Source organism: Nostoc sp. CCY 9925 (genome assembly GCF_963920935.1).
GTDB lineage: Bacteria > Cyanobacteriota > Cyanobacteriia > Cyanobacteriales > Nostocaceae > Nostoc.
The window spans coordinates 174,758-198,965 of record NZ_CAWUDO010000004.1 but is presented as its reverse complement, the minus strand read 5'-3'; the positions used below and the strand labels follow the sequence as shown (position 1 = coordinate 198,965).

The 24,208-nt window shown below is 41.3% G+C and carries 25 protein-coding genes, 1 pseudogene and 1 riboswitch; of the genes and pseudogenes, 12 read left to right on the top strand and 14 right to left on the bottom strand.

The features are described from left to right. Nucleotides 1-149: 149 nt before the first annotated feature. From ACM0OY_RS03920 to ACM0OY_RS03900, 5 genes and pseudogenes are all read left to right on the top strand, one after another. A pseudogene (locus tag ACM0OY_RS03920) lies at nt 150-227 on the top strand (cation:proton antiporter); the annotation flags it as partial. 28 nt (nt 228-255) lie between these two features. Then, nucleotides 256-1,608, top strand: coding sequence for a selenium-binding family protein (locus tag ACM0OY_RS03915; RefSeq protein WP_414567574.1), 1,353 nt, complete (start codon nt 256-258; stop codon nt 1,606-1,608). Nucleotides 1,609-1,853: 245 nt separating this feature from the next. Further along, on the top strand, nt 1,854-2,456 hold the full coding sequence (locus ACM0OY_RS03910; protein ID WP_414567573.1) for a methyltransferase domain-containing protein: 603 nt from the start codon (nt 1,854-1,856) through the stop codon (nt 2,454-2,456). Between the two features lie 310 nt (nt 2,457-2,766). Next, the gene (locus ACM0OY_RS03905) at nt 2,767-3,087 is read left to right on the top strand and encodes a 2Fe-2S iron-sulfur cluster-binding protein (protein ID WP_414567572.1); all 321 of its coding nucleotides are present in this window, start codon (nt 2,767-2,769) and stop codon (nt 3,085-3,087) included. 168 nt (nt 3,088-3,255) lie between these two features. Continuing rightward, the gene (locus tag ACM0OY_RS03900; protein ID WP_414567571.1) at nt 3,256-4,758 is read left to right on the top strand and encodes a DUF3131 domain-containing protein; all 1,503 of its coding nucleotides are present in this window, start codon (nt 3,256-3,258) and stop codon (nt 4,756-4,758) included. Between the two features lie 320 nt (nt 4,759-5,078). Here the strand turns inward: ACM0OY_RS03900 and ACM0OY_RS03895 are convergent, their stop codons facing one another. The 7 genes from ACM0OY_RS03895 to ACM0OY_RS03865 form a co-directional block, all read right to left on the bottom strand. After that, nucleotides 5,079-5,783 carry a precorrin-2 C(20)-methyltransferase gene (locus ACM0OY_RS03895; RefSeq protein WP_414567570.1) on the bottom strand — a complete coding sequence of 235 codons (705 nt, stop codon included), beginning with the start codon at nt 5,781-5,783 and terminating at the stop codon, nt 5,079-5,081. Beyond that, nucleotides 5,783-6,409: a precorrin-8X methylmutase gene (locus ACM0OY_RS03890; protein ID WP_414567569.1), complete on the bottom strand. Its 627-nt coding sequence runs from the start codon at nt 6,407-6,409 to the stop codon at nt 5,783-5,785. The genes ACM0OY_RS03895 and ACM0OY_RS03890 overlap by 1 nt, the downstream gene beginning before the upstream one ends. Before the next feature lie 69 nt (nt 6,410-6,478). Then, entirely contained in the window at nt 6,479-7,870 is a 1,392-nt protein-coding gene (gene cobG / locus ACM0OY_RS03885) for a precorrin-3B synthase (RefSeq protein ID WP_414567568.1), read from the bottom strand. Nucleotides 7,871-7,939: 69 nt separating this feature from the next. Then, nucleotides 7,940-8,007: riboswitch (cobalamin riboswitch) on the bottom strand. Between the two features lie 544 nt (nt 8,008-8,551). Continuing rightward, nucleotides 8,552-8,704 (bottom strand): hypothetical protein, encoded by a 153-nt coding sequence (locus ACM0OY_RS03880; RefSeq protein WP_414567567.1) that lies wholly within the window; start codon nt 8,702-8,704, stop codon nt 8,552-8,554. Between the two features lie 236 nt (nt 8,705-8,940). Then, entirely contained in the window at nt 8,941-9,357 is a 417-nt protein-coding gene (locus ACM0OY_RS03875) for a hypothetical protein (protein WP_414567566.1), read from the bottom strand. A gap of 42 nt (nt 9,358-9,399) precedes the next feature. Beyond that, on the bottom strand, nt 9,400-9,735 hold the full coding sequence (locus tag ACM0OY_RS03870) for a hypothetical protein (protein WP_414567565.1): 336 nt from the start codon (nt 9,733-9,735) through the stop codon (nt 9,400-9,402). 212 nt (nt 9,736-9,947) lie between these two features. Then, nucleotides 9,948-10,349 carry a fasciclin domain-containing protein gene (locus ACM0OY_RS03865; protein ID WP_414567564.1) on the bottom strand — a complete coding sequence of 134 codons (402 nt, stop codon included), beginning with the start codon at nt 10,347-10,349 and terminating at the stop codon, nt 9,948-9,950. 609 nt (nt 10,350-10,958) lie between these two features. Between ACM0OY_RS03865 and ACM0OY_RS03860 the strand changes: the two genes are divergently transcribed. The 5 genes from ACM0OY_RS03860 (at nt 10,959) to ACM0OY_RS03840 (ending at nt 15,164) form a co-directional block, all read left to right on the top strand. Then, a complete protein-coding gene (locus tag ACM0OY_RS03860) occupies nt 10,959-11,801 on the top strand; it encodes an alpha/beta hydrolase (protein ID WP_414567563.1) in 843 nt (280 codons plus the stop codon). A gap of 360 nt (nt 11,802-12,161) precedes the next feature. Beyond that, nucleotides 12,162-12,521 (top strand): VOC family protein, encoded by a 360-nt coding sequence (locus ACM0OY_RS03855; RefSeq protein ID WP_414567562.1) that lies wholly within the window; start codon nt 12,162-12,164, stop codon nt 12,519-12,521. A gap of 558 nt (nt 12,522-13,079) precedes the next feature. Continuing rightward, nucleotides 13,080-14,129, top strand: coding sequence for an aliphatic sulfonate ABC transporter substrate-binding protein (locus ACM0OY_RS03850; protein ID WP_414567561.1), 1,050 nt, complete (start codon nt 13,080-13,082; stop codon nt 14,127-14,129). A gap of 80 nt (nt 14,130-14,209) precedes the next feature. Further along, nucleotides 14,210-14,275 (top strand): HAD hydrolase-like protein, encoded by a 66-nt coding sequence (locus ACM0OY_RS03845; RefSeq protein ID WP_414567582.1) that lies wholly within the window; start codon nt 14,210-14,212, stop codon nt 14,273-14,275. Between the two features lie 589 nt (nt 14,276-14,864). After that, nucleotides 14,865-15,164 carry an RNA recognition motif domain-containing protein gene (locus ACM0OY_RS03840; RefSeq protein WP_414567560.1) on the top strand — a complete coding sequence of 100 codons (300 nt, stop codon included), beginning with the start codon at nt 14,865-14,867 and terminating at the stop codon, nt 15,162-15,164. A gap of 217 nt (nt 15,165-15,381) precedes the next feature. Here the strand turns inward: ACM0OY_RS03840 and ssuD are convergent, their stop codons facing one another. The 3 genes from ssuD to ACM0OY_RS03825 all read right to left on the bottom strand — a co-directional run bounded on the left by ssuD (nt 15,382) and on the right by ACM0OY_RS03825 (nt 18,715). Beyond that, a complete protein-coding gene (ssuD, locus tag ACM0OY_RS03835) occupies nt 15,382-16,518 on the bottom strand; it encodes an FMNH2-dependent alkanesulfonate monooxygenase (RefSeq protein WP_414567559.1) in 1,137 nt (378 codons plus the stop codon). Nucleotides 16,519-16,627: 109 nt separating this feature from the next. After that, complete coding sequence (locus ACM0OY_RS03830) at nt 16,628-17,683, bottom strand: sulfonate ABC transporter substrate-binding protein (protein ID WP_414567558.1); 1,056 nt, start codon at nt 17,681-17,683, stop codon at nt 16,628-16,630. A 276-nt stretch (nt 17,684-17,959) separates the two neighbouring features. Further along, nucleotides 17,960-18,715 carry a dienelactone hydrolase family protein gene (locus ACM0OY_RS03825; RefSeq protein ID WP_414567557.1) on the bottom strand — a complete coding sequence of 252 codons (756 nt, stop codon included), beginning with the start codon at nt 18,713-18,715 and terminating at the stop codon, nt 17,960-17,962. 431 nt (nt 18,716-19,146) lie between these two features. Between ACM0OY_RS03825 and ACM0OY_RS03820 the strand changes: the two genes are divergently transcribed. Both ACM0OY_RS03820 and ACM0OY_RS03815 read left to right on the top strand, forming a co-directional pair. After that, nucleotides 19,147-19,590: a GNAT family N-acetyltransferase gene (locus ACM0OY_RS03820; RefSeq protein ID WP_414567556.1), complete on the top strand. Its 444-nt coding sequence runs from the start codon at nt 19,147-19,149 to the stop codon at nt 19,588-19,590. 220 nt (nt 19,591-19,810) lie between these two features. Beyond that, a complete protein-coding gene (locus ACM0OY_RS03815) occupies nt 19,811-20,269 on the top strand; it encodes an ACT domain-containing protein (protein WP_414567555.1) in 459 nt (152 codons plus the stop codon). Between the two features lie 184 nt (nt 20,270-20,453). On the opposite strand, the gene ACM0OY_RS03810 is transcribed toward ACM0OY_RS03815, so the two are convergent. From ACM0OY_RS03810 to ACM0OY_RS03795, 4 genes are all read right to left on the bottom strand, one after another. After that, entirely contained in the window at nt 20,454-21,140 is a 687-nt protein-coding gene (locus ACM0OY_RS03810; protein WP_414567554.1) for a PHP domain-containing protein, read from the bottom strand. A gap of 336 nt (nt 21,141-21,476) precedes the next feature. Next, complete coding sequence (purM, locus tag ACM0OY_RS03805) at nt 21,477-22,505, bottom strand: phosphoribosylformylglycinamidine cyclo-ligase (protein ID WP_414567553.1); 1,029 nt, start codon at nt 22,503-22,505, stop codon at nt 21,477-21,479. An 88-nt stretch (nt 22,506-22,593) separates the two neighbouring features. Then, on the bottom strand, nt 22,594-22,800 hold the full coding sequence (locus ACM0OY_RS03800) for a hypothetical protein (protein WP_414567552.1): 207 nt from the start codon (nt 22,798-22,800) through the stop codon (nt 22,594-22,596). A gap of 193 nt (nt 22,801-22,993) precedes the next feature. Further along, nucleotides 22,994-24,202, bottom strand: coding sequence for a 4-hydroxy-3-methylbut-2-enyl diphosphate reductase (locus ACM0OY_RS03795; protein ID WP_414567551.1), 1,209 nt, complete (start codon nt 24,200-24,202; stop codon nt 22,994-22,996). Between the last annotated feature and the right edge of the window lie 6 nt (nt 24,203-24,208).

Here is a 24,208-nt window from a genome sequence, read left to right as displayed (position 1 = left end):
CTTTGTTGCATCGACCTGCACCTTTGTTGCATCGACCTGCAAAAATTAACCCACCCTACGTTACACAGCAACTTTAAAAGACTTGTGTGTACACGGTAGCCTTTTAGGAGAGAGGTCAAAGTGTATTGCGTCCAAACAAGAACCGCTATATTTTGGTTGCAGTCAAAGTCGCGTTAGGTTCTTGGGCAGTAATTTTGGTTTTTATTCGTGATCGACGCTTGTTGTAAACTTGTTGTAATTGTAAGGTGTAAAACCATGACTCATGCTTGCTGCGGCCCTGGCTACGCTTCTCCAGAAGCAGCCACCAAGGCTCAAAGAGAAAAGGTGCTTTATGCGATCGCTCTCTACACTGGTAGTGGTATCGAAGAACCAGATTATCTTGCCACTGTAGACGTTGACCCCGATTCGCCGACTTACTCCCAAGTGATTCATCGTCTACCTATGCCTTACATTGGCGATGAATTACATCACTTTGGCTGGAATGCTTGTAGCTCTTGTCATGGCGATGCCAGTAAATCCCGCAGATTTAGTGTGATACCTGGACAACGTTCTAGCCGCATCTATATTGTTGATACAGCAGATACCAAAGCGCCAAAACTGCACAAAGTTATTGAACCACAAGAAATTCAAGAGAAAACAAATTTAACAGCTCCTCACACAGTACACTGCCTAGCAGATGGTCATGTAATGATTTCCATGCTGGGCGACAGCCAGGGGAATGGTCCTGGTGGCTTTTTGTTACTGGATGAGAATTTTGAGATTGCTGGACGTTGGGAACAACAAGCCGATGCCATGCGGTTTAACTATGACTTTTGGTATCAGCCGCGTCATAACGTGATGGTGAGCAGTGAGTGGGCTGCACCCAAAACCTATTATCCTGGTTTTGACCTCAACGACATAGCAGCTGATAACTATGGTCATCAGATACATTTTTGGGATTGGTCAACACGGAAAATTATCCAAAGTTTTGATTTAGCACAAGAAGGATTAATTCCCTTAGAACTGCGCTTTCACCATAACCCCGATAGCACTCATGGGTTTGTCGCCGCAGCACTCAGCAGTAATGTTTGGCATTGGCACAAACCAAACGGTCATTGGCAAATAGAGAAAGTAATTGATATACCTTCGGTAGAAGTGGAAGGCTGGCCGATACCAGTGCCATCGTTGATTACTGATATCTTGATTTCAATGTGCGATCGCTATATTTACTTTTCCAATTGGTTGCATGGAGATATCCGCCAATATGATATCACTGACCCAGCCCATCCTCGACTCACTGGTCAAGTTTGGTGTGGTGGTTTGTTAGGTAACAGTGGTGAAGTTCAAGGTCATAAATTGGCTGGTGGGCCGCAAATGCTACAGCTGAGTCTGGATGGTAAACGGCTTTATGTGACGAATTCCCTATTTAGCACTTGGGATAATCAGTTTTATCCTGATTTGTCTAAGACTGGCTCATATTTATTACAGATTGACTGCGACACTGAAAACGGCGGACTAAAAATCAACGAAGACTTCTACGTTGACTTTGGCAAAGAACCAGCAGGCCCCTCTCGTGCCCATGAGATGCGCTATCCTGGCGGTGATTGCACTTCAGATATTTGGATTTAATCTAACCATTTTAGATTTTGGATTGTCAAATAGTTACTAGATAAGCTTTTTGGCGATCCATGTGTCATATAATCTTCGGTTGAAGGGGTAATCAGTTCTGATTACCGCATCTGTGCAAAAATCCCAAAAGCCTTTTCCCCTCTGCTCCCTACCTCCTGCTTCTCTGCCCTCTCAATGATAAGTCTTTAAACGGACGAACATGATATGACAAGTAAGGGAAATTGTTGCTGTTTGAGAATTCAATCATGATTGACCTCAGCGCTGAAGCTTGGGAAAAACGGTATCAAGAACATCGAGATCCTTGGGATTTGGGCTGTCCGGCTCCACCCTTTATTAATCTTCTGGCATCAGCTCAAGCTCCCAAGCCAGGACGAATGGCAGTTCTAGGCTGTGGAAGCGGACAGGATGCGATGTTATTTTCAACAGCAGGGTTTGATGTCACTGGGTTTGATTTTGCTGACAGTGCGATTGCGCGTGCCTCTACTATTGCCAAAGCACGAGAACTGAACGTTCAATTTTTACAACGCAACATTTTTGAATTGGAAGCAGAGTTTCTACATACTTTTGATTACGTATTAGAACATACTTGTTTTTGTGCCATCGATCCAACGTTGCGATCGCAATATGTACAGGTTGTCAAAAACTTACTACGTCCTAATGGTCAACTAATTGCCATTTTTTATACCCATAGTCGGTTAGATGGGCCTCCGTTTGGCGTCAAGCCACAGGCAATTTTGGATAGCTTTTCACCCTACTTCGATATCATCCTGTTTAAAGCTGCCAAGGATTCCATCGTCAACCGCAAAGGCGAAGAACATTTGGCAATTTTTCGGGTGAGATCGACCTAGCAGCCACAGCCCCCTGCGGCTCCTTCCTCATCCTCTGCTGTAAAGATCTGCTAGCGCTCCACCCGACAGTACCCCATAGCCATAAAGGGCAAATGTTTATAATCTCAGGACTTACGCAAAATTATGAAAAAACTAACCACAAAGGACACAAAGGACACAAAGGAATAAGAGTTTCAGAGAGTTTTTGCGTAAGTCCTAAATCTGTCTCTAGACGCGGCACTAAGGCATCAATGCTTTTCCAAGATTGACGTATGTGGTCATAGTGTTTGCTCTACTTCTTGATAACGTTCTAAAAATTGCTGTAATTGCCATGAAAAGTTACCGAGTGCAACTTGTTAATCGCAATAACTTCGTTGTAAAAGTGGCGGAAAGTCAGTACATATTAGATGCTGTAGAAGCCATGGGTTTGCGCTTACCCGTGGGTTGTAGATACGGTGCTTGCATTACTTGTGCAGCGCGTCTAATTGAGGGTAAAGTCGATCAGTCTGGGGCGATCGCCCTTAAATCTGCACAGCAAGCAATGGGTTATGTTTTACTTTGCATTGCCTATCCCCGCTCAGATTGCAAGTTTGAGGTGGGGGTGGAATGCCAAGACCAACTTTATATCAATCCCTTTAAAGGTCGTCGCTGAGATTAATTTATCAGATATGTAATTTTAATTACACTTGCTTCTGTTTGAGCATCACCGTATTTATTGGGTTATGGAAAATTAAGTTAATCAGATTTCAAAATTGGGAAGAATAAAGTCTGGTGAGATTACGCAAGCAACTGTAATTCATAAAATGAGGCTTTAATCCCTATGAGTTCTGATTTTCAACCGCCACCTAAAAACTTGTCCATACTCGCTTCCGTAGGAGGAGTGGCAACTGCTGTCATCGCGATCGCTGGTTTTAATTTTTGGTCTGGGCAAGTTTCTCAGAATTCTCTAGAAAAACCTGAAATATCAACATCCCAAACTACTTCAGAGCAGCTATCACAACCAAAGGAACCCATACAAAACACTCCTTTTACTGCTCAAGAAACTGAAACAATTGCCAAACTTGACGCTACATCTGTAGTTTTACCAGGTGAACCCATTGCTGCCAACCAATTGACGATAGCCATCACTCCTTATGTTGCTCCTGGTGCAGGATCGTTAACAAAAGAAGAAATTGCCACTGCTCGTCAGGCTTGGTCATACTTCCAGCGTAACTGGAATAACGAAACTGGCTTAGTTAATTCCGTTGATAGCTTTGCCTCCGTAACTATGTGGGATCAGGCAGCAGCGATCGCCGCTTTAGTTAGTGCTAGAGAACTCAATATCGTGCCTGCGGCGGAATTTGAAGCCAAAATGACCAAAATGTTGAAAACACTGGCATCTCTGCCTTTATACAAAGAAGAACTACCCAACAAGGTCTACAATCCAAAAACCCTGATACCTGTTAATTATGGTCAACTAGAAAAACGGGAAGAAATTGGTTGGTCTGCCATTGATTTGGGGCGGATGGCAATCTGGCTGAAGATTGTTGGTGCAAAGTATCCCGAAATGCGATCACTTTCCAGGGACGTTTGGAAACATTGGCAAGTCAAGCGTCTCACCAGAAATGGGCGAATGTACGGTACTAGCGTCATCAAAGGTAAAGAACAATACAACCAAGAAGGTCGGTTGGGCTACGAGAACTATGCTGCCTATGGTCTGCAACTTTGGGGCTTGGATGTTAAAAAAGCCTTGGATTACCAATCGAATACTGCCTTTGTAAATCTTTACGGACAAGGAATTCCTTACGACAAACGTGACTATAAAAAATCTGAAGCTAATAACTACGTTTTGAGCGAACCTTATATATTAGATGGTATTGAAACTGGGTTTCAAGCTTTACCCAAAGCCTACGCCGATAGAATTTTAGCTGCTCAAGAATCTCGCTATCAAGCCACAAAACAATTAACTGCCGTTACCGAAGACAACTTAGACCGCCCTCCTTACTTTGTTTACAGCAGTTTGTTCGTTAACGGAGAACCTTGGGCTACCATCACAGATACTCGACAACAGCGTAATGATTTGCGCTTTTTAAGTGCTAAGGCATCAATAGGTTGGCATGTGCTTTATAACACTGCTTATACGCGTAATTTATTTGATTTCGTCCAAACCAACCTCAAATCAAAAGATGGTTGGTACAACGGTTTCTATGAATCTCTGCGTCAGCCAAATAAAACTCTGACAGCCAATAATAATGGTGTGATTTTAGAGAGTTTGCTCTACAAGCAAGTCGGACAACCGCTTACCGTTTGGGCTGGAGTTAAGAGAAGTAGCAAGTCAAATTAAGCCAGTCGCAATACTAATCGGTTAAGAATTTTGAACCCAGAATTAGGTTTTGGGTAAAGGGGGAAGGGGAAGGGGGAAGGGGAAGGGGCAAAGGGCAAAGGGAAAAGGGGAAGGGGGAAAGGTTTTTCTTTACATTGCCGGTTGCTGTTTTCCCTCTTAACTTTCTTTTTCCTCTGCCTAGAGTGACAAAAGAAAGATTATTTTTCCTGATATCCTCAATCTATGCAAATTGGATGTAAGCGATGCAGGCGACCGAATCGTTGAAGGACTTTTTTGGCTCCTGTCAACTGACTCTAATTGGAACGTGAATTCGACAAGTTCTATAGTCGATTTTTGGTTGGGATCACAATCATTGCGAAATACGGGACTTCTGCGGGATCGACTTCATCTAAGGGTAGAATGCGTTGTTGTGTTGTTGTTGCCCGCTCAATATATCTTGCCCGCGATGCTAGCCCTAATTTATGCAGAACGTCTCGCACTTTGGTAAAATGACGACCTAGTTTCATAATTGCTGCTGCATCGGTCATCAATAATTGTGTAGTTAGTTCTTCTGCTGGCAGTGGGGCAGGTAGGACGGTGAGAATATCGTTGTAGTAAGTGAAAGGTACACCCAAAGCTACTGGACAAGCCATCAGTGAGGAAACTCCGGGGACAACTTCTGTTTGGTACTCGCCACATAACCGCGTGAACAGATACATGAAGGAGCCATAGAAAAAGGGGTCACCCTCACACAACACTACGACATCTCGACCTGCTGCTAAATGAGCGGCGATTGGTTCGACTTCTTTGTCGTAAATGGACTTGGCTTTTTCTGGTTCCAAAGCGCGGGGTAGGTGATATAATACCTCGATTTGATCCCCAGTCAGATATTGCGCGACGATCGCTCTAGCAATACTCTGTTTATCTGTGGCTGATTGATAGGCTACCACAGGAGCTGCACGTAATAGCCGTAGCGCCTTGAGAGTCAATAATTCTGGATCGCCCGGGCCGACACCAATTCCATAAAGACGACCTTTAGTATTCATTATTCTTCCTCCGTTGCCAAGGCGTTTACTGCGGCGGCGGCGATCGCACTGCCACCGCGCCGACCATGTAATGTTAAAAATGGTACATTTCTGCTATCTGCTGCCAATGCGGCTTTCGATTCGGCTGCACCGACAAAACCCACTGGAAAGCCTAAAATTATAGCAGGCTTTGGCGCTCCTTCGTCGAGCATTTCTAATAGTCTAAATAAGGCGGTGGGGGCATTGCCAATTGCGACTACTGACCCTTCAAGGTGCGATCGCCATAATTCTAAAGCTGCTGCTGACCTTGTAGTATTAAGGCTTTTGGCAAGATCTGGGACTTCAGGATAGTTGAGGGTACAGATAACTTCATTGTTTGCAGATAAGCGCCGCCTGGTGACACCATCGGCAACCATCCGGCAATCGCAGAGAATTGGTGCTCCTGCTGCTAGTGCTGTTCTTGCTGATTGCACTGCTGTTGGTGAATATCCCAAGTCAGTGACAATATCCGTCATTCCACAGGCATGGATAAGACGTACAGCAACTTTTGCTACGTCGTGAGGCAGCACATCTAGGTTGGCTTCTGACCGGATGATGGCAAAGGAATTGCGGTAAATTTCGTTGGCGTCTCGGATGTAGTCGGGCATGGTGGGGAGTGATGAATTTGCACGTAGAGGCGCACAGAGAGTTAGAGATTTAGATGGGGTTGGGCTGGGTTAATGGGTATGGGAGTTTTGCTGTTGAACTTTATACATTTGTAGGATTTGTTCTATTAATGCGGGTAGTTCGGGGAAGGTGACATTCTGGTATAGTTGACGACCGAATTTCTGAGTGCTGTTCGTGTCAGCTAGATAAATGTGATAGGCTTCGACTGTTTGGTTGTCTGCCTCAAAGTTGACGCCGAGTAGGGTGATGTCACTTTGGCTATGTTGGGCGCAGGATTTTTGGCAACCAGTAAAGTGGATATTAATTGGGTGTTCGAGAGTGAGGCGAGTTTCAAGATATTCTGCCAATGCCAAGGCATGATTTTTGGTGTCGGTGGCAGAAGCGGCACAACCTTTGTTACCAGAACAGGCTACTAATGCACTTTTGATGTTGCTTGGTGAGGAATCTAATTCTAAGAGAGTAATTTGATTTTGAACATCGGTAAGCCGTTCTTGAGGAATATCTGTTAGGAGTAAATTCTGCCAGGGGGTTAACCTGAGAGTTCCACTGCCGTATTTTGCTGCTAAATCTGCTAAACCCCGCATTTGTCTACTCTCAACTCGTCCAAGAGGTAAGACGACACCAATGTAAAATAATCCTTTCTGGCGTTGGGGATGGATGCCAAGATGCTGATATTTAGTATCTATTTTCTGTGCAACTGGGGATATTTCACTGCAAAAAAGAGGAAAAGGTAGACGTTGCTGGACTTCCTGAAGATAATTTTCGTAACCCAAAGTATTTAATAATTCTCTCAAACGTAGGCGACGCTGATGATTAATATCACTATGATTTAGATAGACATCTGTTAAAGCTGCCAAGATCGGTAAACAATCATCTGGGCGTAACAAAATTTTCATATCGCTGGGTGGTTGTCCCTTTGGGCCTACGCACAGATAGAGGCGAAAGTAAACATTACCATCGACTAAGACAGCAGCAAATAGGATATCATTTAGGCGATCGCTCACTTGAACTATTCCACCACCATCAAAGCAAACGCTAAATTTTGCTGACAGTGCCGATAACGCCGGATGTGCAGCAAGATAATTATCCCAAGCTTGAACAAAAGGACGAGTGTCAATTAATTCTTGCGGGTCGATACCAGCAGTTGGGCTGGTCATAATATTGCGGATGTGGTCTACATCGGTATTGCCAGAACCGAGTCCGATATCCTGTAGGTGGTTGAGAACTTGAGAATTGATCGGAGTGCGGATTTCGCGGATTTGCAAATTAGCTCGATTAGTCACATCTACATAGCCGCCGCCGTGCTGGTCTGCTATATCTGCGATGGCGCGGCACTGTTCGCTATTAATAATCCCGCCTGGAATTCTCATGCGAGATAGTATACCATCTTCGGCGGGTGTAGGATAAAACAAGCCAGGACAAGTGGCAAATCGAGAAAGCAAATTTAGAACTCCTTCCCCGTGCGACGCAGGGAGTAGACGGTGAGTGTGTCTTGAGGACATCCTGAGAGTTGGCATTCTGACTTAGGCGATCCCATCACAGTTGCGGCACAGTCCCGGAATTTCACCGGAGTTTCCCAACCCCAAGCTATTGTAATTTAGCATGAGAAGGCAGTCAGTAAGTTGAAGACTTCATATTTTGCATCAACCTGATTTGTGTGTGTGGGGAGTAGCTAATAGGGAATTGGTCTTTTCCAGGTGAGGGTCAGTTTTTTCACGCAATTAATATAGGAGTCACAAAAGTTGCTTTTCATATCGCAAAAGCTGCTTTTCATATCGCAAAAGTTGCTTTTCATGTCACAAAAGCTGCTTTTCATGTCACAAAAGCTGCTTTTCATGTCACAAAAGTTGCTTTTTATGTCACAAAAGTTGCTTTTCATGTCACAAAAGCTGCTTTTCATGTCACAAAAGTTGCTTTTCATGTCACAAAAGCTGCTTTTCATGTCACAAAAGCTGCTTTTCATGTCACAAAAGCTGATTTTCAATTTTCTGCTTTTTTGAATTGCCTGCCTTTATTCAGCAGATTTAAAGAAGCGTGAAGTACACTATCTACATCTCAAAACTAAGCACAGAGCCTATTGTAATTCTGAATTCTGACTCCTGAATTCAGAATTATCCTATAAATTACCTCTGAGATATGGCGGCTCGTAAGCTATAACTACCAGATTCTCCGGCTTCAAAGGTGTTCGCCAACAGATAATAGACACTATCTTCTGGTAAGGTAACACTTAATCGAGCATTAAAATCCTTTGGGGAAATATCATCGTTTTCCGCCACTAATTGTTTTTTAGCGGGAAGTAACAAGTACAAGTGAGGGTCTATTTGCTGAAGTTTGAAATTAGATGATTTACTCCCACGAGGATCTCAATGGCTCCAAGACTATTTTCTGACTCATCCGGAAGACCATAAAAGTTTGAGGCAGTCTTGTAACTAAACAACAAAATTCCCAACTTTCAAATAAGTCAGGAATCTAGCCTTTAGCGATCGCCATACACTACAGTTCTACAATTAACCTACTCAAAAACATAATTTTGAGCCACTTTCCAATAACGCGAAAACCGTTTCAAATCAATGTAGCCATCATAATCAAAAAATGGTTCCACCTCTAGCACTTCCACTTTTATGGAACGCTCAATTTGATTGCAGATATCATCAAACCGGGGACTCGGACTATTTACTGTCACCACTAAATCTGCTTTCTGTTCTTTAGCAAAAGCCGAAATTTCTTCCGCTACATTCCCACGGCGAATGACAACAGGTAACTCTAGCAAAGATTCGTAAATAAACGTCAAGCGTTTAAGACTGAGTTGCCATTCCTCTATCAAAGCATCGTCCCAAACCCAAATAGCAGGGGCATCAGGGTATTCTTGTAACGCGGGATTATATGGAGTGAGGCAGTCTCCATGTACCCAAACAATCGGTTTAGTCATTAGTCAATTGGTGGATAAACAAAGGACAAATGACAAAAAATATTAGGCATTATTGGAAAGACTAGTGCTGTTACCGTAGCGTCTGTGAAAAATAATTGCTGCCAAATTAGTCAGCAAACAGCTGATTGCTAAAGACATCAAGATATAAGTAGGAGCCATCACCACGCCAATCAGAAACCAAGTGTATACGTGCAAGATCATCACGGAAGCGAAAAAGCTGGCAATTGCCGCAGACTGCCAGATTTGGTGTGATGGGCGACGTAGTGCCGTTAGAACCATTGTCAAAATTGTCACCAACAAATTTGCTGGTACAAGAAATGTACAAATAGTCACGCAGTTGGCGCGAGAGAACTCAGCTAAGGTGTTGAAATCGAACATCAAGATCCTGGGGATAATGTTAGAAACTTATAATTTAATGTAAATTATTTCTAAATAACTAAATCTACCTTAGCATATATCGAGAGTAGTAAAATTCAAAATTTAACATTATTTAAACAATTCAATTAAGTTCTTATAGTAACAATAGTGAATCCTAATGAATCCTCAAAATTTTCCATAAATTAGGGTGGGAAACGCCCACCCTGACTGAATTAACCGGGCAAAATCACTGTATCGATAACGTGAATTACACCATTATCAGCTTCGATATTTGCTGCCAAAACTGTGGCATTTTTAACTTCAAAACCATCAGAAGAACTAATTTTAATCGGTGAACCTTCGACAGAATTCACCGTACCAAGTTGTGCCAAATCAGTCTCTAAGAGCTTTCCGGAAACGACATGATATTTTAAAATCCGCGTTAGCTGAGGAATATTTTGTAACAGAGTTTGAATGGTTCCGGGTGGTAACTTGGCAAAAGCATCGTCATTGGGAGCAAAGACGGTGAAAGGTCCGGGACTTTTTAATGTTTCTACTAAACCAGCAGCTTGTACAGCCGCTACTAGTGTTTTGAAAGACTCAGCATTAACAGCAATATCAACAATATCAGCCATATTTAGTACCTAAATCTCTGCAAATGATTTTAAAGGATAATAAACATATTTTAAGTTTTATGTTTCAAGTCCAGGCCAATAAGGTGAGTGCCTATCTTGAATACAAGCAGATTAATGTTTTTCTCAATTCCGTGACCAAATCAGCTGGATAAAATCTTCTTTCATGCCCTACTCCCAGCAATCTAAACAGGTCAGATGACCTCTATTTGTACATATTCGAGCCAACGCGATCGCCAAAACATTTCTATACTGGTTGTTGAGTGCGATCGCCTAGCTTAGCTCGGTCGCTATTTTACACCACATCTGTTACCCTGACTCAAAAATGGGGAAACATGTAAATAAGAAATTATCAGCCCTCTTGTAATACCAATTTTCTCTCCACTTGCACTCTTCTAATTACCCTTCTCTTCCTTGGCGTTCTTCTCTACGAGACGCTGCGCGTTGGCGGAAGCCTCTCGTAGAGAAGGCGGTAGCCTACGGCAAGCCCTTCGAGTTCGGGGGGTTGGAATCGACGGAAACCGCCAAGACTGCGACCCTCTCACCGCAAAGCGTCTACGTTTAATAAAATTTTGATACTTATTGAAATACATTTTATGGACAAAATTAAATATGAATAGAAAACAATTACTAAAAATAATAATCGGCGATTTAACTTGGACTAGATTGATGAAATCTCTAGTTTTTATTTATATATTTTTTGGTGTATATGTCTATTTCAGAGCAGACAGCATGATTTTTCTCCCCCAATCCTCTAGTTATAACGATAGTGAGGAAATTATCCAATTGAAAAGTAATGACAATACAAAAATTTCTGCTAGATATTTGTTTAACCCTCAAGCTGAGTATACTATTCTTTATGCTCACGGTAATGCAGAAGATTTAGGTAATATCAAACAAACCCTAGAGCAATTATACGCTTGGGGTTTTAGTGTTTTATCTTATGATTATCGTGGTTATGGTACAAGTGAAGGAATCCCAACAGAAAATAATGCTTATCAGGATATTGATACGGCCTACAACTACTTGACAAAAGATTTAAAAATCTCACCACAAAAAATTATAGTTTGGGGGCGTTCTGTTGGGGGTGGTTCTGCTGTCAACTTGGCAGCCCAAAGACCAGTTGCAGGTTTAATTATTGAAAGTACTTTTATTTCAGCATTTCAAGTAATAATACCATATCGGATTTTACCTTTTGATAAATTTTCTAATATTGACAAAATTAAAAAGATTAATTGTCCTGTGTTAGTAGTACATGGAAAAGCTGATGAAATTATCCCTTTTTCTCATGGAGAAAAATTGTTTGCTACTGCATCATCACAAAAACTCTCTTTGTGGGTTGAGCAGGCTAATCATAATGATTTATTCTCGGTAGCTGGAGAGAAATATAAAACAACTCTAAATACATTTATTAAAATATTGAAGAATAATCCAAAATTAAGAATTCAGAATTGAGCAATATTTTAGTATAGTGGGGTATCATCAACAGTCATAAATAGTAAATTTGTAACATATAATATTAGATGGTACCCAAATTAGGTACTGATACTTAATCATGTATATATATTCGTAATAACTATACAGATGACTAAGGCAGGGCTAAAGGTGTAGAAATGAAATGCATTTTGAGTGATAGCGAGTAACGTTATCTTTAGCTAGGTGAACACAGAGTAGAAAACCTTTTTCAAAGGTAACAATTTACCACTCGAAAACGGCCACTGCGTTGGAAAGGGTTCCAAGGTAGTCCTTTGGGTAAACAATACCCGAATTTCCTAGCACGACCAAATACGATGGCTGCCTAATAGACAGGTTGCAATGCAAATTCTTAAAGTACTAACTAGAGTCTATCTTAGTCCCATAGACTTGGATGAGGCGATCGCTTTCTATGAAAACCTATTTACAGAAAAATGCTGGTTGTGGTTTCAATATTCCGAAGCTGAGTTGGAACTGGCTGGCGTCGGTTCTATTCTTTTAATTGCCGGTTCAGCTGAAGCACTCTCTCCATTCAAAACTACACACGCCACATTTCTCGTTGACTCACTCAATGATTTTCGAGAAGCACTGACTCAGCAAGGCGCAGTAATTCTGACAGAACCAAACAAAGTCCCTACCGGAGTTAATATGCGAGTTCTGCATCCTGATGGAACAATTATTGAGTATGTTGAATTAGTTTGATTAATTTTTAGCCCAAATGGTTTATTGATTCATGCTGATGTGAATGGTAGTTAGAATATATTTGAGAAAAATAATCCCGACAGCGTTTAGTCTAGGGATAGGGGGCGTTGTAGTTCGCCCTGTAGGGGTTATTCCCGGCGCACAAAGGGCATGAGATATTTGTCTATGCTTTTTGGAAATATAGCGTTTCCCGACCTACTGAGGTACACCTGTAGGGGCACGGCAGTGCCGTGCCCCTACACCTGGCGATATAATGTTGTACCGCATCTGAATGGGAACCGCTATATTAACTGAGTCTTGCCATTAGCTACTTAACGTTTGTTCTGCTGCTTGATTCTTCAAAGAGTCTATGATAATATCCGTGCAAATGCAAAATACTCTAATCCTATCGACTTACAGTAGATAATAGTCTATCTGCATTATCCGCCATTTGTAAAGCTGCTTAATTGAATTAATCAGCTACAACTTTAATATAACTTTTCAGCCGATTTTCATTACCACAAAGGGCAAACATTTTGTGCTGAAAAAACAACAATATTCAACAATTACTAGTGCATTATGGTAGAAATATCCAGCAAATCTCACTTCAAGCTATTCAATTACTTTCTACTATTCTTAGTAGGTGGAGTATTCACATTATCCACAACTTTAGTCAGTTGTAAAGCGCCAAATACACCAGCAAAAGCAGCTAACGCCTCTAATAGCACCAAGACAAAAGTCTTACAGATGGGCTATATGACTGCCGGAGATCTACTCAAGATTAAAGGAGTGTTAGAAAAACGTTTAACTCCACTAGGGATTAAAGTCGAATGGTCAAAATTTGCTGCTGGGCCGCAACTTCTAGAAGCAATGAATGTGGGAAGTGTAGATTTCGGTTTTGTGGGTGAAACTCCGCCTATCTTTGCTCAAGCATCTGGTGTACCTTTTGTTTATGTTGCTAGCAGCAAACCTGGAACTGGTGAGGCAACAGCTGTTGTAGTGGAGAAAGACTCTTCCATCAAGACAATAGCTGACCTCAAAGGTAAGGGATTAGCCTTTCAAAGAGCTACAGCACAACAATACTTCGTTATTAAAGTTCTGGAAGAAGCAGGACTAAAACTTAGCGATATTAAACACATCAACCTGACACCATTAGAAACTCGTGCAGCATTTGAACGTAAGAGCGTTGAAGCAGCTGTAGTTGGCGACCCCCACCTCGCTCTATTTGAGAAAACTAATAGAGTTCGTATCATCCGGGATGGTAAGGGAATTACGACCCAAGGAGGTTACTGGTTAGGTTCGCGTAATTTCGTTAAAGATAATCCTGAGGTAGTGAAAATTATTTTGGAAGAAGTTAACAACATCGGCGAATGGGCTGAAGCCAACCCACAGGAAGTAGCCAAACTGATTTCGCCGGAAGCAAAAATTGATGTTCCCACACTAGAACTAGTATCAAAGCGCAGGCGTTACACATTAAGACCGCTGAGTGAAGAAATTTTGTCGGGACAGCAGAAGATTGCTGACTTGTTCTATGAACAAAAATTTATCACTAAGAAGATTGATGTTAGACAAGCAACACTTTCTTCTGAACAATATGCTGCTGTGACTCCTTCAGAAGTTAAGCCTTGAGGATTTTTAATCAATATTAAACCTGAGAAACTGCCTTAACGCCATCAGAAATTAAGCCTTAACTTTGATGATGAGATGTCATGGTAGGTGATAATCTCAGTCGAGATATCAAAGGAGCGCAGAAAACCGGTATCAGAGGTATTTGAATCAATCGTTCCAGAAAAACTCTCTCACAAGATATCTGTATTCCGGATGCTCAGATATCCAGCTTGAGTGAATTGCTCAATATAATATAGTAATCCGCTTTAATTTTTGAAATTATTTGCGTAGGTGGGGAGTAGGGAATAGGGAATTAGCTTTTTCAAGATGTACGGAATTTTTTCACGCAATAAATGTAGTAGTCCTAATAGATTTAGGACTTACGCAAGAACTCTCTGAAACTCTTATTTCTCCGTGCCCTCTGCGTCCTCTGCGGTTCGATTTTCCGTTAGCTGTGCGTAAGTCCTGTAGATTGTTTTAGTAAATCTAGGTTGCCATAACAAACCAAGACGGCAACAATGAATCATTTGACGTTTAATTATTTCTACTTACTGAGCTATAAATTGCTTAGATTACTTTTCGTAACACTTTTATAAAGTATCCCTCAATATTTGCCTCCTATGTCACAATGAGAGGTGAGAGTTAATTCGGACGACCTCGTTTGTTTTTATTATTGACAGGCTTCTTTCTTTTGGTATTCACAGACTTTTCTCCGAAATCTAAATCTCTACACCTCTATGATTTTGGAGACAATTTATGTCAATTTATGTAGGCAATCTTTCTTATGAAGTTACAGAAGAAAGTTTAAATGCCGTGTTTGCAGAATATGGTGCTGTAAAACGGGTTCAGCTACCTACCGACCGTGAAACAGGTCGTGTGCGTGGCTTTGGTTTTGTAGAAATGGGCACAGATGCTGAAGAAACAGCTGCCATTGATGCTCTTGATGGTGCTGAGTGGATGGGACGTGACCTTAAAGTAAATAAGGCTAAGCCCAAAGAAGACAGAGGTTCCTTTGGTGGTAACCGGGGAAACAATAACTTCCGCAATCGTTACTAAATAATTTAAAGATTTAGCTCTTGGAGCTAATCTTTAAATTGAATTTAATTATGGCTCAGGCAAGAATGCTTGAGCCTTTTTGCTGCAAACTTGGGTTTATCAGAAGTTAGGCGATCGCTCTCTAGCATTCCCGTAGGATAAGCCAACAAAGCAACATAAATGTTAGGTTACCCTACGGTATCTTGCTACATTCCTAAATCCAACCTACCAATCTAGTTTACACAGGCTGTGGTTTGAGTAAATCTGTTTTGGTAACGAATTCACTAAATGTACTTGCAACTTGTTGCGGTAATGCGCTCGCTGGCGTTTGCATTGGTAAGCGGGGAAATAGTAATTCTGCAACTCGATAGGCTTCTTCCAGATGGGGATAGCCGGAAAAAACAAAGGTATCAATGCCTAAATCAGTATATTCCAGCATTCGCGCTGCAACTGTATCTGCATCTCCTACCAACGCAGTTCCAGCACCTCCACGCACTAAGCCAACACCTGCCCATAAATTCGGGCTAATTTCTAAGTTTTGGCGATCGCCATTATGCAGTTGTGCCATGCGGCGTTGTCCTTCTGATTCCGATTGAGCAAACCGCCGATATGCAGCAGCGATCGCTTCATCATCCACATACTGAATCAATTCGTTAGCTGCATCCCAAGCTTGTTGCGTAGTTTCCCGGACTATAACGTGCATCCGAATTCCAAAACGTACCGTTCGACCTTGTTCTGCTGCTAATCGCCGTACCTTGGCAATCTTTTGGGCAACTTGCTCTGGTGGTTCACCCCAACTTAAATACACATCAATATGTTTAGCAGCAACTTGGAGAGCAGCATCAGAAGAACCACCAAAATATAAAGTCGGATAAGGCTTTTGTACGGGAGGAAATTGCAGTTTTGCACCTTCAACTTTCAGATGACGACCATTGAAAGTTACTTCTTCACCTTGCATGAGCGATCGCCAAATTGTTAAAAACTCATCAGTCAGTTCATAACGCTGGTCATGAGCTAGAAAAATTCCATCTTTAGCTAGTTCTTTTGTATCGCCACCAGTCACCACATTTAGAATAATTCGACCATTAGAAATCTGGTCAAAAGTAGCAGCCATCCTCACTGCTAAAGAAGGCGACATAATTGCCGGACGAAAAGCTACAAGAAATCGCAAACGTTCGGTAACTGAAATCAGAGAACTAGCTACAATCCATGTATCCTGTTTTTGTCCAGTACCAATTAACATGCCACCATAACCCAATTTATCAACAGCTTGGGCGATTTGCTGCATATAAGAATAAGTTGCTGGACGCCTGCCAATTGTAGTGCCTAAATAACGCTCATCTCCCTGTGTAGGCAAATACCAAAAAACTTCCATAATCACTCTGTTCCAAATTTAAATCGCATCAACCCAAAAATCAAAATAAACACCAATTTTTGGAAATATTTCTTTCCCAGTTTCCAATACCCAATCCCAAGTCCCTATACTATCTAATGGTGCTTTGACTAATAGTTTCTGGTGTGATAGCTGCATATTGTTCAGTACTCAACATCGCTTCCTGAATATTTATAGGTTTAGGAATTATTTTTTCCTTAGCAAATAAATCAGCAATCTTCTGTTGATTCTCCATGATTTGTGGAGTAATTGGTCTTAAACCGTAATTTCGCCTTCCAACCATTGTTGTTAAAATATCTCGATCTATTTTCAGATGAGGAGCAATAAGTTTTACAGCTTCCGCTCGATTTTTGTCAGCCCATTGACCTGTGTTATCTATCTCCTCAAGGATTAATCGTACTAATTTGGGATTTTCAGTAGCAAATTTTCGCGCCGACATATAATATCCTCCTTGAGTAGAAATGCCGCTAGCATCTCTCAAAACACGGGCATTTACCTTTTTTTCTGCCACTGCTAAATAAGGGTCCCAAGTTACCCAGGCGTCAATTTTTCCTTGAATAAAGGCATCACGAGCTTCCGAGGGAGGTAGACTCAAGGCTTGAATATCGCTATATTTCAAACCGCCTTCTTCTAAGGCTTTTATTAATAAATAATGGGAAGCAGAACCTTTTTGAAAAACTATTTTTTTCCCTTTGAGGTCAGCTAAAGTCCGAATCGGTGAATTATTTTGAACTACAATGCCACTTCCTTTCCCAGTGCTGGGTTGGTTACTAGCAACATAAACTAAAGATGTACCAGCAGCTTGAGCAAATATTGGGGGAGTTTCGCCTACAGAACCAATATCAACTCTACCCACATTCATCGCCTCCATCAGTTGTGGACCAGCCGCAAATTGCGCCCATTCAACGGAAACACCTAAAGGTTGTAGACGCTTTTCAAGCAGTCCTCTGAGTCTGACAATATCCCCAGAACTTTGATATCCCATGCGAACAATTTTAGTTTGAAAACCAGTAGTCTTATTTTCTGCTTTTGGGGTTTCGACTGAGCAACTAACTAAGGTTGCTGAGATTGTTAATAATCCAGGTAATACTAATAATGAAAGCTGTTGAAAAATTTTAACTCGTGGCTTTTTGAAGGCGGTAATCATGATGTAGTGCTTGATTTTTATTTGGTATGTTCATTTGTATGGGCGCACAGCTGTTATTGGTGTCAACTTAACGTAAAAGCGAAGTCTGATAAGCATTTCAAAATTCTTCCATCTACTACCTAGATTTTCGATCTCCCTAACCCCTCTTAAAAAGGGGGAACTAGAATCGAATGCCCCTTTTTAAGAGGGTTGGGGGATATAAAACGACGGGAGATTGAGTGTTTGATCTGAAGTTGACACGTATGCACATCTGTGCCGCTCTACTAACACAAAGATTTAGACAGTTTGCAGCTGAAGATTCTTTTGGAACAGTTCTACAACGTTTTTCCAAGCATCAGCAGCAGCTTCGGGATTATAGCTAGCGCGATGGTTGCAGAAAAAGCCATGTCCTGCTCCCTCGTAGCGGAAGATTGCATGGGGAATCTGATATTTCTTTAATTCAGCTTCAATCTCTTGTGTGTGTTCTAAGGGAATTCCTTGATCTTCCAGACCAAAGAATGCATAGATGGGATTTTTTATATCGGGAGTACGTGTGATGGTTGGTTCTCCACCGCCGGGAGTTGAGTTTGTAATCCCACCACCATAAAAAGAAGCTGTAACTTTAATATCTGGTAATGTGGCAGCTAAGTAAACGACGTGACCACCAAAGCAGAAACCAATGGAACCAATCGCATCTGCTTGCACATTTGGTAGAGTTCTCAAATAAGCGATCGCTGCCTGAATATCACTCAATATTTCGTCTGCTTTAGTTTGCTCCTTATATTGTCTCCCTTGTTGAATATCTTCAGGATTGTATCCAGCCTCGAAACCGGGAGCAGTGCGTTGAAACAAAGTCGGAGCGATCGCTACATACCCCTGTTTGGCAAATTTTTCGGCGACTTCCCGAATGTGTATGTTTACCCCAAAGATTTCCTGAATCACAATCACCGCTGGGAAAGTTCCTTTTTGTATCGGTTCCGCTAAGTAAGCGTCAATTTGTAAATCACCGTTGGGGACTTTAACCTGACTAGTGCGAATTTCTCTGTTTGTCATCGTTTGAGATTAGCTTTCAATCGCTTTGAGGTAGGGATCTTTTATGGTAAATCCAATAAAATACTTAATCTTTACCGATTTACCGTATTTTAAAAGTAGTATTTCACAAACAATGTGCAAACGCAAGCCCTGATTTGGGAAGCAAACAGGGCATAAAAACCTCTTCACCCCTACATCCCTAATACAGTTGAGCCAAGGCTAGCACTCTTTTTCAGTAGTCCTGTTAGCTTTAAGGGGCGTTTAGACCATACTGAGTAGCACATCATACTTAAAAATAGGAATTGAAGCAAGAACATATTGTCTTGAAAAGCGACGCGCCGCACTGGCATTACACCACCCCCTGCGAATGAATCGGTTTAAGAACGCTCTTTGAGCTAATCTGAATTCAGATTCAATGAAAATTCGCACACGGGCAGGGGAGAGAAAGCCATATGGAAGTTTTTTTAGCTAATATCAATCATCTTGAAAGTCTATCGATACTGTTTGATAGATACCGCGTTTTTTATAATCAGACATCAGATATTGAAGCTGCCAAAGAATTTATCCAAGAGCGTTTTAAGAATAATGATTCAGTAGTGTTTGCAGCTAATGATAATGGAGAAATAATTGGGTTTACTCAGCTTTATCCCAGCTTTTCTTCAGTGTCCATGAAGCGAGTCTGGATATTGAACGATTTGTATGTGAAAGAGTCGCATCGCCAGAAGAGAGTTGCAACATTATTGATGAATGCTGCACAAGAATATGCAAAAGTTAGTGGAGCGGTTCGAGTAATATTAGCTACTCATATTTCTAATATAAATGCTCAAAAACTTTATAAATCGCAAGGATATATCAAGGATGAAGAGTTTTATCATTACGCTTTACGATTACAGTAATAGTATAACACTTCATTATGTATTACTTACTCAGTTATATAGGAATCCGGCTTGATTCCTAAAATTAATTGTGTGGTGCGCGTTCGCGTTGGCAAAGCCTCTCCTAGAGAAGCGTCTCGTAGAGAAGCGCAGTGCAAGCGCGATAGGTAGACAATAAATAGGCAATAGGCAAGAGGATTCTAGAAGATTAAGTGTAGTGAGTTTTTTTCAAAAATCAAATATGAGTCCTATAGTCAGGTCAATCTTTTCAGGAATTAGGCTTACAAAAATGAGTGGAGAGACAGAACTGTCAACTTTGATAAAAGGGATGAAACCTCAATTACAAGCTGGTGAATATGTGTTTTGCACTGTGCCTATAGATCGAGTTCCAACAGATATAGAACCAGTTTGCGTATTTCGAGAAGTAGAAGGTACGACATTAATTATTACAAAACAGGAAGCGGATAGGCTTTCGATTCCTTATTCCTTCGTAGCAGCATGGATTATATTGACTATTCATTCGTCACTAGAGGCAGTCGGTTTGACAGCGGCTATCTCTCACAAGTTAGCAATAGCTGGTATAAGTTGTAATTTGGTTGCCGCCTATTATCACGATCATTTGTTTGTCAGATGGCAAGATGCACAACCTACTATGGAAATTCTCACTTTAATGAGCAAGGATGAAACAGAGCAAAAGTGAGGCTAATTTCTCAAGTTGATTAGAGGTTTAAAAGAATTTTTCAGTCTTAATAATCTTCAGCACCTTTACGAGCAATGTACTGAGTGCGCTATTATAGTCCGAGATGTGGCATTCCTCACTAAAGTTGAAAGCCCACACTTTACCGTCAGTTCAGTGTGGGTAGTTTCCAAGCATGAGTTCATCCCTACAAACGTTGTAGCAAATTCAATCCATGAGTATCAGTACCACAGGTATTGAAAAGAAGATATTCATCAGCCAACTTTTGCACTTGCTCTGATTCCAAAGGGCTGGGTTTCCAGGGATTGGGATTATTGTAGGCATAGAAAGCTTCCACGCCATCGATACCCTTTTCGGCCGCAGCTGGAATTAAATCAAAATGCGATCGCTTGTAACGCGCAGGATGAGCTAAAACTGCCAATCCCCCAGCTTCATGAATAGCAGCAATCACATTACTTGCTTGATATTCTTTACCTGTAGTTGCTCTTCTTTGCAAATAGGGTTTGATACTGGGATGTTCTAGCTCGAAAGCGTAACCCAAAATGTGAACTTCTATGTCTAAAAGGTTGGCATTGATTTCCACACCACTCCACAATATAGGAGTGCTTGCACCAGGATTATTCCACTTCCAATCCTCTAACCAAGCTTGTGCTGCTTGATAGCCGCCAATACCATGATGATCGGTAATCGCTAACCCTTTTAGCCCAATAGCGATCGCCTGTTCCATCAATCCACTCGGTTGCAACCTCCCATCGGAATGGACAGTGTGCATATGAAAGTTGAACAGCCGGGGACAACTATGTGCATCAACGTTCTGGAATACCTGCTTTAACAGTTCCACTGAAGCAGTAGTGCGGGCCAAATTTATAACCATAACCCCCTCTAAACAAAAATATATATTCCTAACACACTAAAACGCCACACCTACAGATGAGAAATACTCAGGACTGTAAATTAGTGTTGACAGCTAATTTCTCAGCTTTATTAGCAAATTTTTCGATATGTTAAGACTACGTTAGCAAATCTCAACGGCAGTAGTCATGGATGATTTGAATTACCTCGAAAATTAAGTAGTAATAAATATTGCATATTAAATTTAATCATATGCCCATACAAGCTGTACTAAGTAACTTATACAGTCAATCTTTAGCAGAGAAAGTTACTCTACTAAGCTAAAAGCAAGCTTTATATTATGTATAAAAAATACCTATTACAATGGTAATCCCACTAAGTCTCCTGAACCGGTAATGACTTCACCGATGGCCAAAGCTGGAATTTCATGTGACTGAAAATGGTTAATTGTCTGCTCAACTTCATGAGGTGACACCAGCAATACAAATCCAATTCCCATGTTGAATGTATTGTACATAGCTTGGGGACTAACTTCTCCTGCTTCAGCTAGCCACTGAAAAACAGGGGGAATATTCCAACTACTGTTGTCAATTTTAATCGCTTGACCTTTTCCCAAACATCTAGGCAAATTTTCTGGCAAACCGCCACCTGTGATGTGAGCCATACCATGAATTGACAAACCTGCTTTTAGTGCTGCTAAAACCGATTTGACATAAATGCGCGTGGGTTTAAGGAAAGTTTCGCCGATAGTTTCGCCACCTAACAATTCTGGAGTATCGCTCCAAGCAAAGTTGCCATCGCTAACAATCTTTCGTACTAAACTAAAACCATTACTGTGTACGCCAGTGCTGGGGAGGGCGATCGCTACATCTCCTACTTTTACTAGAGAACCGTCCAACATCTGACTTTTTTCGACAATTCCCACACAAAACCCAGCCAAATCATACTCACCCACCTGGTAGAAACCTGGCATTTCTGCCGTTTCTCCTCCCAATAAAGCGCAACCAGCTTGCTTACATCCAGAAGTGATACCCGCAACCACATCAGTTAATTGCTCTTTGTCCAACTTTCCAGTTGCTACATAATCTAAAAAAAACAGCGGTTCTGCACCAGATGTCAACACATCATTAACACACATCGCCACCAAATCGATGCCAACAGTATCATGGCGGTTGAGCATGTGAGCGATTTTCAGCTTTGTACCAACACCATCTGTCCCAGAAACCAAAACTGGTTCTTTAAAACCGCTTGGTAGTTGAAAGCAGCCACCGAAGCCACCTAATCCACCAATTACTTCCGGTCTGAAAGTACTGTGCACCAAGTTACGAATTTGATTTACAAAGCCTCGACCAGCCTCAACATCAACTCCTGCATCCCGATAATCCATTCCCTACTACACCCTTATTAATTTCAGTTAGAAATCAGAAATTACAAAAACTCCTGTACAGACGGGATTAATCGCGTCTCTCCTAACTTTAAAATACCTCATCTTCAATGCCGCGCCACCATTCCCCCAAATTCATCAAGTCTTGGTAAATATCTTCTAATTCTTTGCTATAAACATCGTCTGTCAGCGTAGCTCGACGCTCTTGCAGTTTTTTGAGGCGCAGTTGAACCAATAGCCAAGGTTTACTGATGCTATTCGTTGCTTCGATATATTGGGCTAATTCTCTACTATCCATATATTTTGATTTTAATCTTACTACTTTTAAGATACAGGAGGAGCACCCTTCTAGCTCAAAAAGTGCCTCCGAAAAAGGGATTGAGGACTGGGGATTAGGGACTGGGAAAGATGAGGGAGATGGGGAGAATAACTTTTAACTCCTAACTCCTAACTCTTAACTCAGCACCCCGTTCCCGATTGTCCAGTTCCTTTTACACTAGTGTTGCTGTTGATTTCAAAGCGAAAATTCTTTCAATTATATCTTCTACTACTTTATCTGGCGTGGATGCACCGGAAGTAATTCCGACAACAATTTCTCCATCTGGCAGCCAGTTTTCTGTAATAATTAATTGTCCATTTAATTGCCGATGTTCAATCGAATTTATTGATTGAATACGTTCGACACTATCAATGTGATAAGAAGGAATTCCTCTCTCAAAAGCAATTTGTTGCAATTGCGTAGTATTTGAGGAATTAAACCCACCAATTACTACCATTAAATCTAAATTATCTTCCACTAACTCCAGCATTGCATCCTGCCGTTCTTGGGTAGCGTCACAAATAGTGTTGAAGCTTTGGAAATGCTGATTTAATTCGGTAGGGCCATACTTTTGCAACATAGTACGCTCAAAAAGCTTGCCTATTTGCTCAGTTTCGCCTTTAAGCATGGTAGTTTGGTTGGCAATACCAACTCTTTCTAAATCGCGATCGGGGTCAAATCCTGGCGAACAAGCTTTGGCAAATTTTTTCAAAAATTCTTCACGGTTTCCACCGTTAATAATATAGTTAGAAACATATTCTGCTTCTGACAAATTCAAGACAATTAAATACTTGCCAGCGAAGGAACTCGTTGCAACTGTTTCTTCGTGTTTATATTTACCATGAATAATTGAAGTATAATCAACTTTTTTGTGCTTTTCTACTGTATTCCAAACTTTAGATACCCAAGGACAAGTTGTATCGACAATTTTGCAGCCTTTCTCGTGAAGTATCTGCATTTCTTGAACGCTAGCGCCAAAAGCAGGCAAGATGACAACATCACCAGTATCAACAATAGAAAAGTCTTTTTGGTTTGCTTCTACTGGGATAAATTTTACTTCCATCTCCTGCATCCGCTGATTGACAGAAGGGTTGTGAATAATCTCGTTAGTAATCCAGATGCTTTCTGTGGGGAAGTGTTGACGGGTTTCATAGGCCATAGCCACAGCACGTTCGACACCCCAACAAAAGCCAAAGGCTTGTGCTAGTCGGATGGTGACGTTACCTCGTTGCAGGGTGTAATTGCGATCGCGAATTTCCTGAATCAAGTTACTTTGATACTCAGATTGCAACTGGCTGGTAACTTCTGCTTGGTGACCAAACCCCTTGCGATTGTAATTTTCGGAGTGTTGGAGCGTCCGCTTAAAAGCTTTTGTATCCATGAGATT

What these genes read in the sequence shown, in the direction of transcription:
- ACM0OY_RS03830 (WP_414567558.1), bottom strand. Translation starts at nt 17,683, where the DNA reads ATGATTACCGCCTTCAAAAAGCCACGAGTTAAAATTTTTCAACAGCTT.
- ACM0OY_RS03890 (WP_414567569.1), bottom strand. Translation starts at nt 6,409, where the DNA reads ATGCCCGACTACATCCGAGACGCCAACGAAATTTACCGCAATTCCTTT.
- ACM0OY_RS03915 (WP_414567574.1), top strand. Translation starts at nt 256, where the DNA reads ATGACTCATGCTTGCTGCGGCCCTGGCTACGCTTCTCCAGAAGCAGCC.
- ACM0OY_RS03900 (WP_414567571.1), top strand. Translation starts at nt 3,256, where the DNA reads ATGAGTTCTGATTTTCAACCGCCACCTAAAAACTTGTCCATACTCGCT.
- ACM0OY_RS03875 (WP_414567566.1), bottom strand. Translation starts at nt 9,357, where the DNA reads ATGACTAAACCGATTGTTTGGGTACATGGAGACTGCCTCACTCCATAT.
- ssuD (WP_414567559.1), bottom strand. Translation starts at nt 16,518, where the DNA reads ATGGAAGTTTTTTGGTATTTGCCTACACAGGGAGATGAGCGTTATTTA.
- ACM0OY_RS03860 (WP_414567563.1), top strand. Translation starts at nt 10,959, where the DNA reads ATGAATAGAAAACAATTACTAAAAATAATAATCGGCGATTTAACTTGG.
- ACM0OY_RS03825 (WP_414567557.1), bottom strand. Translation starts at nt 18,715, where the DNA reads ATGACAAACAGAGAAATTCGCACTAGTCAGGTTAAAGTCCCCAACGGT.
- purM (WP_414567553.1), bottom strand. Translation starts at nt 22,505, where the DNA reads ATGGATTATCGGGATGCAGGAGTTGATGTTGAGGCTGGTCGAGGCTTT.
- ACM0OY_RS03855 (WP_414567562.1), top strand. Translation starts at nt 12,162, where the DNA reads ATGCAAATTCTTAAAGTACTAACTAGAGTCTATCTTAGTCCCATAGAC.
- ACM0OY_RS03895 (WP_414567570.1), bottom strand. Translation starts at nt 5,783, where the DNA reads ATGAATACTAAAGGTCGTCTTTATGGAATTGGTGTCGGCCCGGGCGAT.
- ACM0OY_RS03840 (WP_414567560.1), top strand. Translation starts at nt 14,865, where the DNA reads ATGTCAATTTATGTAGGCAATCTTTCTTATGAAGTTACAGAAGAAAGT.
- ACM0OY_RS03795 (WP_414567551.1), bottom strand. Translation starts at nt 24,202, where the DNA reads ATGGATACAAAAGCTTTTAAGCGGACGCTCCAACACTCCGAAAATTAC.
- ACM0OY_RS03815 (WP_414567555.1), top strand. Translation starts at nt 19,811, where the DNA reads ATGAGTCCTATAGTCAGGTCAATCTTTTCAGGAATTAGGCTTACAAAA.
- ACM0OY_RS03910 (WP_414567573.1), top strand. Translation starts at nt 1,854, where the DNA reads ATGATTGACCTCAGCGCTGAAGCTTGGGAAAAACGGTATCAAGAACAT.
- ACM0OY_RS03820 (WP_414567556.1), top strand. Translation starts at nt 19,147, where the DNA reads ATGGAAGTTTTTTTAGCTAATATCAATCATCTTGAAAGTCTATCGATA.
- ACM0OY_RS03905 (WP_414567572.1), top strand. Translation starts at nt 2,767, where the DNA reads ATGAAAAGTTACCGAGTGCAACTTGTTAATCGCAATAACTTCGTTGTA.
- ACM0OY_RS03870 (WP_414567565.1), bottom strand. Translation starts at nt 9,735, where the DNA reads ATGTTCGATTTCAACACCTTAGCTGAGTTCTCTCGCGCCAACTGCGTG.
- ACM0OY_RS03810 (WP_414567554.1), bottom strand. Translation starts at nt 21,140, where the DNA reads ATGGTTATAAATTTGGCCCGCACTACTGCTTCAGTGGAACTGTTAAAG.
- ACM0OY_RS03800 (WP_414567552.1), bottom strand. Translation starts at nt 22,800, where the DNA reads ATGGATAGTAGAGAATTAGCCCAATATATCGAAGCAACGAATAGCATC.
- ACM0OY_RS03865 (WP_414567564.1), bottom strand. Translation starts at nt 10,349, where the DNA reads ATGGCTGATATTGTTGATATTGCTGTTAATGCTGAGTCTTTCAAAACA.
- ACM0OY_RS03850 (WP_414567561.1), top strand. Translation starts at nt 13,080, where the DNA reads ATGGTAGAAATATCCAGCAAATCTCACTTCAAGCTATTCAATTACTTT.